Below are 11,303 nucleotides of genomic sequence, written 5' to 3'. Positions count from 1 at the left end.
CGGGTGGAGATTTTGTCGGGGGTGCAGGAGCGGGTTCCGGGGTTGCCTGAGGTGGAGACTGCGGCGATGGCGTCGTTGGGGACGTTGCAGGAGATTGTCGATTATCTGCAGTCGCTGCTGGCCCCCGTCGCCCATACTGGCGCCCCACCGATGCATGCCCCACCGCCGGTCCCTGCCCTCCCCAACGGCGCCATGGCGGGTGACCGCCTCCCTTTTGAGTTAGCCGGAGTAGCGATTGCGCGCCACGCGGTGCGCGCAATCGCTGCTCCGGCAAGCGGGATGGCGATGCCGGGCCTCTACCGCGCTGCCAACGTGGAGATTGTTGCCGCCGCACCGGGCGTCGGTGAGGCCCTGGCCGCACTCCTTCGCACCCACGGGATCAGCGCCACCACCGTGACCCAGCCGAGCGCCAACGCCGAGGCCGTGATCCACCTCGGCGGACTGCAGCAGACAACCGACCGGGAAGACATGCTGGCCCTCAACCGCGCGGTCTTCGCCGATGCACAACGCGTCGCTGCGCGATATGAAGAACACGGCGGCGTCTTCGTCACTGTTCAGGACACCGGCGGCACCTTCGGTCTGCTCACCGAGCCCGGCTCGCGCGCATGGGCCGGTGGCATCGGCGCCCTGGCCAAGACAGCCGCGCAGGAATGGCCCATGGCAGAAGTCAAGGCCATCGACATCGCGGCCGCACAGCTTGCCCCGACCGCCATCGCCGAGCACATCGCGCACGAGATATTAGCGGGCGGAGCCGAATTGGAAGTCGGTCTGGGCAGCCCGCACGGACGAGTGACGGTGGTCGTCGACGCGGCGCCGGTGGCCACCCACACCCGTCGCATCGACCAGCGGGACGTCATTGTCGTGTCGGGTGGCGGCCGCGGTGTGACCGCCGCGTCGGTGATCGCCCTGGCGGAACGGACACGGGCCAGCTTCGTGCTGATCGGGCGCACCGAACTCGGCGACGAACCAGCCGCCGCACGGGGACTGACAGCCGACGCCGAACTCAAGCGAGCATTGCTGGCTGGCGCTGCGGCACAAGGACTTAAGCTCACCCCCAAACAGCTCGAACAACAGGTGCAGCGCATCCTGGCCGATCGCGAGGTACGCGCCACGCTTGCTGCCCTGTCCGCCGCCGGCTCGCGGGTGCGCTACGCCACGGCCGATGTGCGCGATGCGTCTCAACTCGGTGCGCTGCTCGACAGCGTGCGCGCCGACTTCGGGCCCATCACCGGGTTGGTCCATGGCGCCGGTGTATTGGCCGACGCGCCTTTGCACAAGAAGACCCTGGACGGATACGACCGTGTCTTCGAGACAAAGGTCGGCGGTCTGTGTGCCCTGCTCGATGCGACAGCCGGTGACGCGCTGAAGCTGGTCTGCCTGTTCTCGTCGGTGGCAGCGCGCAGCGGCAACGTCGGCCAAAGCGATTACGCCATGGCCAACGAGATCCTCAACAAGGTTGCCCTGGCCGAACAGTCCCGTCGCGGTCCCGGCTGCCTTGTTCGCGCATTAGGCTGGGGCCCTTGGGATTCCGGTATGGTGACGCCCGGTCTCAAGGCGATGTTCGAGTCGCGGGGAATCTCTTTGATCCCGCTTGCCGACGGCGCCCAAGCATTCGTCTCCGACGTGCTGGACGCGCAGACGGCTAGCCCGGAGGTGATCCTCGGAGACGGCGTATTGGCAGGTGTGCCAACCCATCCGGTGTCCACCGAGGGCCGGGTGGCACGGGTGGTGGCCCATGCCGCCCGCCAACCGTATCTGGCCGACCACCGCATCCAGGGCAACGTGGTCCTGCCCATCGTGCAGGCGCTGGAATGGTTCGTGCGGATGGCGCAGGCATGCCGTCCCGGCCAGCGTGTGGATCGCGTCGTCGACCTGCGGGTGCTGCGCGGCGTGACTCTGTCGGAGTTCGACCGACGCGGGGACGCACTGCTGGTGCGTTGCGCGTCGATCGATGGTCACCCACATCGGCTGGCGTGCACGTTGTCCGATGCTTCCGGATCGAACACCTACTATTGCGCGACGGTCGAAATGGGCAGGAGCTCAACGGCGGTGCCGACACTGGCCAGCGCGCCGCCCGGCGGTAAACAGCTCAACCGCGATACCTGCTATACCAACGGTGCGCTATTCCACGGTCCCGCCTTCCAGGTCCTCGAGGGGGTCGACTGCCAGACGTCGTCCGCCACGGCCCCTTTGTACGGGCTCACGGTGGCGGGTTGGGCGGGGGAAGGCTGGGCGACCGATCCGGCCGCGCTCGACGGCTGCCTGCAAGCGGCACTGGTGTGGAGCTTTGAACAGCTCGGGGCCAAGGTGCTGCCGCTGCGGGTGGGCGAGATCGTGCGCTACCGGGCCGGTGCGCTCGGCGATGGGCTGCGCTGCGTGCTCTCCAATGGCGCGGCGAAGAACAGCCGGACCGTCTGCGACCTGGACCTCGTTGACGCGGACAATCACGTGGTTGCCAGCATCAAGCGGCTTGAGATGTACCCCTACGGCAGCTGATCTCAACCGAAAGCCGCGGAGTCGTCTTGAAATTTGAACCCATCGCGATCGTCGGCCAGGGCTGCGTTCTGCCCGGCGGCCTCAGTCCCGACGGGTTGTGGGACACGGTGCGTGCGGGCCGCGACGCGCTCGGCTCGGCGCCGCCCGGCTACTGGGGCGTATCGGCGGAGCACATCCTGCGCGACCCGAAGAACTCCGCCTTCCTGGACCACACCTGGTCGGACCGAGGTGGATATGTGCGTGGCTTCGATCAGGCTTTCGCGCCTCGGGACCTTCTCCCCGACGCCGCAACGCTCGACGGTCTCGATCCGCTGTACCTATGGGCCATCGAGGCGGCCCGGCAGGCCATTGCGGGCGCGGGCTGGCGTGCCGGCGAAGTTCCGGGCTCGGCCGGGGTGGTCCTCGGAAACTTGAGCTATCCGACCAAGACGATGACGGACCTGGCCGAAAAGGTCTGGCGCGGAACAGCACACAGGATCGATTGGCGTAACCGGTTCATGTCCGGCCTGCCTGCTCATCTCATCGCGAACGCGCTCGGCCTCACCGGGGGTGCCGCCGCTCTCGACGCCGCGTGCGCTTCATCGTTGTACGCCATCAAGCTCGCCTGCGACCGGCTGCACGACCGTACCGCGGATGTGATGCTGGCCGGCGGCGTCAACGGGGCCAGCGATCTGCTATTACACGTCGGCTTCAGCGCACTGCAGGCGCTGAGCCGGTCCGGCAGGTCGCGCCCGTTCCATCAAGACGCCGACGGATTGGTGCCGGCCGAAGGCGCGGCGATTCTGGTGCTGCGCAGACTTGAGGACGCGATCGCCGACGGTGACACCATATTGGGCGTCATCAGGGCGGTCGGCCTGAGCAACGACGGCCGCGGACGCGGTCTGCTGGTGCCCTCGCAGGAGGGGCAAGAACGTGCGATGCGGCTCGCCTACGAGATGGCCGAGCTTGAGCCGCAGGACATCTCCCTGATCGAGTGCCATGCCACCGGAACCGCGCGGGGCGATCTGACCGAATTGATGAGCATGGCAAGTATTTTCGACGGAATGGCAAACGTGCCAATCGGATCGCTGAAGTCCAATCTCGGCCACTCCATCACGGCATCCGGCGCCGCTGGAGCCATCAAGGTGCTCGCGGCGATGCGGGCGCGACTACGACCCCCGACGCTGCACGCGGACGATCCGCTGCCGTTTATCGCCGACTCCCCGTTCCGACTGCTCACCGAAGCCGAAACCTGGCATTGTGTCGGGCCACGCCGCGCCGCGATCAACAACTTCGGCTTCGGCGGCAACAATGCCCATCTGTTACTCGAAGAATGGGTCGAACCTGTCAACAAACACCTCGCCCGTCCGCAATGGCCGGTGACCGTGACCGGAGCCGACGCTGACATCGCGATCGTCGGGCTGGGACTGCTGGTGGGCGATGGACACGAAACCCTTTCGGTAGCTGATCATCTGGTGAAGAACCAGCCGATTCCCCACCGCGATGACAGCGGTGCCCTACGGGCGCGGATGTCCGAGGTGTGCCTCGATCTTACTCAGACGCGTTTCCCTCCAACCGATCTCAAGCAGACCCTGCCCCAGCAGATCGCCCTTCTTGGTGCGGCGATGAATGTCGGTGGTCTGATCAAAGATCTCCCGCCGGACACCACCAGTGTTATCGTCGGGATGGGCTGCGACGCCGAGGTGACACGACTCGGGGTGCGTTGGCGGCTCGCCGGGGAGATCGACGACCCGGATCTGCTGGCGACGGCGCGCGACGCGGTGGTGCAAGGATGGACCGCCGCTGGGGTGGTCGGCGCGATGCCCAACATTGTGGCCAACCGGCTGAACAGCCAATTCGATCTTCGCGGACCGAGTTTCACAGTATCCCGCGAGGAGCTTTCCGGCACCACGGCACTGGAGATGGCTGCCCGCGCATTGCGGGCCGGCGAGATCGACGCGGCAGTGGTGGGGGCGGTGGACCTCAGCTGCGAACCCGTGCACGAAGCGGCGGCCCGGGAGCTGTTGGGATCCGGTGAGCAGATATCCGGTGACGCCGCCGTCGTGCTGGTACTCAAACGCGCAGACGACGCACGCCGTGACGACGACACCGTCCTTGCCACTGTGCCCGCGGGCCGGCGACCGAGCGGCGATTGCCTGCGGTTGGGCACCGCGCCCGGCGCAATGGACCTCGCGCCCCTACTCGGGCATGCCCACGCCGCATCCGGACTTTTGCACGTCGCAGCCGGTGTGCTCTACGGCTTTCTCGGCGTACGTCCCGACGGGACGCAGTGGTCATCGCAGCGGCGAGAAGTCGTCATCGCCCTCGACGCGCTGGCCGGCCAGGAACAGCAGATCGTGCTGGTGGCACCGCCGGTGGACCAGCGGGACGCCAGCGCGCTCGACGCCCACCGGACCGAGACGGGATCCGGGTCGGGAAAGTCGACGTGGCTGCGATTCCCCGGTCATCTTCCCGATGTCCTGCTACCGGAGAATGTTGTTGACGTCGAACAGGATTCACGCTTTATCACTAGTAAAGGGGAGCAGCGCATGGCAACACACCTCCCGGTTCCCCCGGTTCTGCCCAAGGCCGAGGAGGCATTGGTGCGGGCGCCGCTCGGCGCGGCGCTGACCGCGCGGACGCCACCAGAGCCGCTGACAGTTGTCTACGACCGCGACACGCACCCGGCCGCTACTGGGGACACCGTCCGCAACGGCTCTGGGCACAACGATTCCAGATCCACTGCGCGCAACGGCGGCCCGGTCTGGAAGCCGTTGGCGCCCAGAGACATCGACAAGGTCCCCCTTGCTGGTGCCTGCAGAGCGGTTCAGCCGGTTCGGCCCGAGGACAAGCACGTTCCGGCGCCTACATCCAAGCGCGCGCCGGTTGGCCTCGCGCTCGACAGGGACGGCCTGCGGGTGCACGCGTCGGGGAAGATCTCCGACATCTATGGCCAGGCGTTCACGGTGCAAGACAACTACCTTCGTCAGGTCCGGATGCCGGAACCGCCGCTGCTGCTGGCGGATCGCCTCCTGGGCATCGACGCCGAGCCGGGCCGCAACGGCACCGGAACCCTGTGGACCGAAACCGATGTCACCTCCGATGCGTGGTATCTGCATCAAGGCAGGATGCCCGCGGGTGTGATGATCGAGGCCGGGCAGGCCGACCTGATGCTCATCTCATGGATGGGCGCCGATTTCGCCAACAAGGGTGATCGGGTGTACCGCCTGCTGGGCTGTGAGGTGACCTACCTGGGCGGACTACCCGAAATTGGCGACACCCTACGATTCGACATTCACGTCGACGGCCACGCCCGTCAAGGCGACATCCGCATCTTCTTCTTCCATTACGACTGCACGATCGACGGTGTCGAGCGCATGTCGATGCGCAACGGCCAGGCCGGATTCTTCTCCGACGAGGAGCTGGCCTCCTCCGGCGGGATACTCTGGCGTCCCGATGACGAGACCGTCGACGGTCCGATGGATCCGACGCCGTCGCAGACCTCGCGGACCTCGCTGTCCCGCGCCGACCTGGAGGCAATGTCGGGCGGCGAGATCTGGCGCACATTTGGCCCCGGCTTCGAACGCGCGGCCAGCCACACTCGCACGCCCAGCATCGGCGGCGGCGACATGCTGTTCGTCGACGAGGTCACCCAGCTGGATCTGTCCGGCGGTCCGTGGGGGCGCGGCTACCTGCGGGCGGTCGCGCATGTCGACCCCGAAAAGTGGTATTTCGCAGGACACTTCAAGAACGACCCGTGCATGCCCGGCACGCTCATGTTCGAAGCGACCATGCAGGCCATGGCGATCTACATGACTGCGCTGGGGATGACGCTGGAGTGCGACGGCTGGCGTTTTGAACCCGTACCTTTCGAGACCTACAAGTTGTCGTGCCGCGGGCAGGTCACGCCGCAATCGCGCGAACTGGTCTACGAGGTGTTCGTGCGAGAGGTGCTCGCCGGGCCGGAGCCGACGCTGTTCGCCGACCTGCTCTGCACCGTCGACGGGTTGCCGGCGTTTCACTGCCGTCGGATGGGTTTGAAACTGTCGCCCGGCTGGCCGATGGATCTGGGCGCCAAGGAACTGGTCGGATACGTCGAACCCAAACCCGTCGCCGAAGTCGACGGCTTCCGGTTCGACTACCAAGCGATGCTGGCAAGCGCTATCGCCAAGCCTTCCCTGGCGTTCGGCCCGCTCTTCGAAAAGTTCGATTCTCATCGCAAGGTCGCCAGACTGCCTGGACCGCCCTACCACTTCATGTCCCGGGTCACCGAGCTGGTCGGCGAGATTGGCGTCGTAAAGGCCGGCGCCGAAGTCGTCGTCGAATACGAAGTCCCCAGCGATGCCTGGTATTTCGCGGTGAACGGGACGCCGACGATGCCCAACGCGGTGCTGATGGAGGTCGCCCTGCAGCCCTGCGGCTGGCTGGCCAGCTACGTCGGCTGCCCGCTGAACAGCGAGAAGGATCTTTACTTCCGCAACCTCGATGGCACCGGCAGGCAGCACCGCGAGGTCACACCGTCGACCGGAACCCTGCGGACCAAGGTCTGTTTGAAGAGCATCGCCCAGGCGGGCGGAACCATCATCGTGACCTTCGACGGCGAGATTCACGCCGACCAAGGGCCCATCTACACCTTCGACACGGTGTTCGGATACTTCGGCCGCGAAGCGTTGCAACAGCAGGTGGGGCTCCCGGTTACCGACGAGCAGCGCGCCATCGCGCAGCGCCCATGCGACACGTCGGTCATCGACCTTCGCGCGCGTCCGCACGAATTCTTCGGCCCCGGAGCGCGATTGGCCGATCCGATGCTGTTGATGATCGACCGCGTGACGGGACGATGGCTGACCGACGGCGAGGCCGGCCTCGGACGGTGGCGCGCCGTCAAGGACGTCGACCCGGCGGAGTGGTATTTCAAGGCCCACTTCTATCAGGATCCCGTGCAGCCTGGGTCGTTGGGCATCGAAATGATGCTGCAACTCCTGCAATTCGCGATGCTCGACCACGGGCTGGGCAAAGAGGCGGGACCCTCGGCACGTTTCGAGCCGGTGGCGCTGGGCGATGCGATCACCTGGCGGTATCGCGGACAGATCGTACCGACGAACAAACAGATCTCCTCCGAGCTCGAGATCACTCGCATCGCCCGTGACGAGGGTGATGTTCCGGGCATTCTGGCCGTCGCCGACGCCTCGCTGTGGGTGGACGGCAAACGGATCTACACCGCGACCAACCTCGGCATGCGCATCACACGCCATGTGCCGCAAGGACAATCGGAAACGCAGCTCGGCTCGTCGACGACGACATCACCCGCCTCACCCACCACGGCGACGGCAGCACCGGCTGGGACGGCGCAGGCCACGACGGTGGAGACGACTATCGATCCCGCCATCGACAGCTGGATCGCCGACCACTGCCCGACGTATGTCATTCCGTCGCTGCCGATGATGTCGGTGCTGGATCTGTTGGCGCAGGCGGTCAGCCGCGCCGCGGGCACGGCCAAAGTGGTCGAGGTCACCGACTTGCGGGTGGTGCGCTGGATCGTCGTCGATTCACCCAAGCGGCTGCGGGCGATCGTCGTGCCCGTCGGACCCGGACGTTTCGAGGGCCGGCTCGAGGTGTGGCGAGACGCCCCGAAAGCGGCGTTGTCGCGCTGGGAAACTCACGCCCACGCCACCATCGTCACCGCGCAGCGGTACACCGGCGGACCGGCAACGCCGGCCGAGCTGACCGGGGCGGTGCCCTTCGCCACCCCGTACGCCACCAGTGCGGTGTTCCACGGACCCGCATTCGCCACGCTGACCGACGGCGCCCGGATAGGACGCAATGGGTCGTCCGGGACGCTTGCGGTCGAACTGTGCAAGGTTCCGGCGGGTCTGCAACAGCCGGGACTCCTCGACGGTGCGCTGCACATCGTTCCCCACGCCGCGATGAGCGTATGGACCACGGACAGTTGTGCGGTCGAGTCGTATGCGGACGCGGCGGACCCGACCGTCGCATTTCCGAGCCGGGTCGTCTGGGCGCGGTTTTACGATGACGCTCCCACCGAGGGCACCGTGGCGGTGGAAGCCCGTTTCGTCGGTTTCGATGACGACGATCGCCGCTTGCCGGTCATCGATCTGTGGTTGAGCGCCGGGGGCAAGCCGTGGGCCTACATTCGGCTCGTCGAAATCCTGTTGTCCAAGGGACCGCTTGCCCAGGCCGGGGGCGTGCAGCGCCGCGCGTTCCTGGCCGAACGCCGGGCGGTGCCCGCAATGTCGCTGAGCGAGCGGCTCGACGAGGGCGTGGTCACGCTCGATTCGGTCCGCGCGGCAACGCTGGATTGGTTCAAGGGCACCCTGAACGCGGTGTATTGCACCGACAGCCAAGGGGATTCGCTGCTCGTCGATATCGCGGCCAAAGAAGCGGTCGCCGATGCCGCCCACAACGCAATCCACCCCTCGCGGGTTCTGGTTGCCGGGGGCCAGGTGAGCTGCCCGGCGCTGCCGCTGGAGCGCATCCGGATCGAGATCGAGCAGCCGCGCCAGCGGCTGTGTCGCGCCAGCGCGTCGTTGCAGACGGATTGGCGACCGGTGCGCGACTGGTGGGCCGCCACGCTCGGGATGCAGCGGGACGGTTTCGCAGATGTGCTCCACGGGGCCCTGCTGTCGCGCTATGTCCGGCATGTCATCGTCGCGGACCCACCGGCGATGGCGGCGATTCAGGGTCGCCCGGTTCTCCTGCTGGGCAACCACCAGGTGCAGATCGAATCGCTGTTGGGCACCACCATCGCGTCATGGCTGACCGGCACGCAGGTGGTGCCGATCGCGCATGCCAAACACGAAAACCGTTGGATCGGTGAGCTGTTGCGGCTGCTCGACGCGGTGGCGGGCAGACAGCTTTGCACCATCCGGTATTTCGATCAGCAAAACCCCCACCAGTTCCTGCACCTGGTCGAGGAAATCAAGCGCGACATCGACGCCCGCGCCGTGTCGACGATGGTGCACGCCGACGGGACTCGCCAGGTCCACTCCGGTCAGCGCGTCGAGCGGCTGACTTCCACCCTGCTGGACATGGCGATCGAGATGTCACTGCCGATCGTGCCGGTGTACTTCGCCGGGGGTTTGCCCGAGGAGCCGGTGAACCACAAGCTCGAGGTGCCGTATCGCCAGGCCGCGCAGGACTACATCTTCGGCCGCCCGATCATGCCCGAGGAGCTGATTGCATCGCCGTACGCGCACCGGCGACGTCTCGTCATCGACGCCATCAACGAACTCGCTCCGTTCAGCGATGCGCCCAATCCGCCAAACCTGGCCGTGGAGAATCGAATTGCGGCCGCCGCCCCAGGCGCATCGCCCCTGGAGTCGGTATGGGCCTGCATCGAGGACGCTCTGGATTCCGTTGGCGTGGATTGGCGCGACATGGTCAGCACCGAGCAATGGACGGCGGCACTGGCGCGTCAGTGATGGTGACCTTCGGCCGCCTCCGGGGAGCCGCCCATCATCCGTACCATCGGCATTCCTCCGGACGTGACGAACCGGACGATCAGCACCGCCGCGACGACGAGGAAGACGATGTTGAGCCAGCTGGTGTAGTTCCACGAGATCGACGCTTCCATCACCGTGGCATTGCGCTCGGCGGGAATGAGATGCGTTGTGCTGAAAAGCAATTCGACGAGATACCCGGCCCCGACCATCGAGGCGTAGAAGGTGCCGAGCAAGGTCAGCATCATTGCGGTGCCGTAGTACTTCCGGTAGATGTTCAAGATCGGCAGGATCAACAGGTCGGCGTAGATGAAGGCGATGACGCCGCCGAAGCTGATGCCGCCGTTCCACAGCACGGCGGCCAACGGCACGTTGCCGATTGAGCACACGAAAGACACCATCGCCACGACCGGTCCGACGATCGGGCCCCACACCGCGGCCCAGCCGGGGTCGTCAGCCAAGAAGAAACCTCGCCAGAAGGTTTCGGGCACCCACGCCGCGATGGCGCCGGCGATCAACAGACCCAGCACCAGGTCCCGCAGGATCGCCAGCCATTCCATCACGAACACGTGCGACACCGACGTGAAGCCTTCTGCGGAAAACAGGCGCTGGGCAAATGAGCCGTCCCTCTTGATGGACATGTCCATGGCGGCGTGTCCTTCCATCGATCCGGCGATGCCGCGCTCGGCCTGCACGCGCGCGGCGTCGACGAGGCGGGACCGGACGAACAGCCGGAACAGGACTGCCAGAATGATGATCATCAGCGGGCCGCCGACGAACTCGGCGGCGGTGAACTGCCAGCCCATCAGCAGCGCCAGGATGATGCCCAACTCGACGACCAGGTTGGTGGAACCGATCTCGAACGCCATGGCCGCGGTGAAATGCGCACCCTTGCGGAACAACGACCGGGCCAGGGCGACCGCCGCATACGAGCACGACGACGATGCCGCCCCCAGACCGGCCGCGATCGCCAGGGTGCGCGGACGATCGTCGCCCATCAGCGCCACGATCGTCGAGCGTCGCACCACCGCCTGCACCACCGCCGACAGCACGAAGCCGAGAATCAGCGCCCACAAGATTTCCCAGGTCATGGACCCGGCCAGCGCCAGGGCATGCTCGATTGCTGCTAGCGCCTTGCCTGTCATGGGCCGCTTCCTCTCCTCGGTGTCGATGATCGCGGATGCGCCGACGCCGTGCAGCGGCTATTTGTGGGACCAGCGTGCCGATCGCCCGGCGATATTGGCTGGTCAACGATATCGCCGATTCGCCAACGTCGCCGCGAGAGAACGGGTAGGTTCCTCGCGTGGAGGTGGTGATGACCGCGGGCGCTCGCTCATGTCAGCTAAGCGCGTCCATGGTGGACACCCGCCT

General features: G+C 66.4%; 3 protein-coding genes. 2 read left to right on the top strand and 1 reads right to left on the bottom strand.

Going from position 1 to position 11,303, the window contains the following annotated elements:
• Together AAHS21_RS29565 and AAHS21_RS29560 are read left to right on the top strand one after the other, a co-directional pair.
• Positions 1-2,496, top strand: a 2,496-nt coding sequence (locus AAHS21_RS29565) for an SDR family NAD(P)-dependent oxidoreductase (protein ID WP_342930934.1), incomplete at its 5' end; no start/stop codon positions are given.
• 26 nt (positions 2,497-2,522) lie between these two features.
• Positions 2,523-9,914 (top strand): beta-ketoacyl synthase N-terminal-like domain-containing protein, encoded by a 7,392-nt coding sequence (locus AAHS21_RS29560; protein ID WP_342930933.1) that lies wholly within the window; start codon positions 2,523-2,525, stop codon positions 9,912-9,914.
• On the opposite strand, the gene AAHS21_RS29555 is transcribed toward AAHS21_RS29560, so the two are convergent.
• Positions 9,908-11,077, bottom strand: a complete 1,170-nt coding sequence (locus tag AAHS21_RS29555) for a permease (protein WP_342930932.1) — start codon at positions 11,075-11,077, stop codon at positions 9,908-9,910. The genes AAHS21_RS29560 and AAHS21_RS29555 overlap by 7 nt on opposite strands.
• Between the last annotated feature and the right edge of the window lie 226 nt (positions 11,078-11,303).

The sequence above is a fragment of the Mycobacterium sp. 050272 genome (assembly GCF_039023525.1).
In the GTDB taxonomy this organism is placed as follows: domain Bacteria; phylum Actinomycetota; class Actinomycetes; order Mycobacteriales; family Mycobacteriaceae; genus Mycobacterium.
This window is presented reverse-complemented; position numbering and strand designations above follow the sequence as displayed.

Bases quoted from the DNA above. Each gene is read 5' to 3' on its own strand.
- AAHS21_RS29555 (WP_342930932.1), bottom strand. From the start codon at position 11,077: ATGACAGGCAAGGCGCTAGCAGCAATCGAGCATGCCCTGGCGCTGGCC.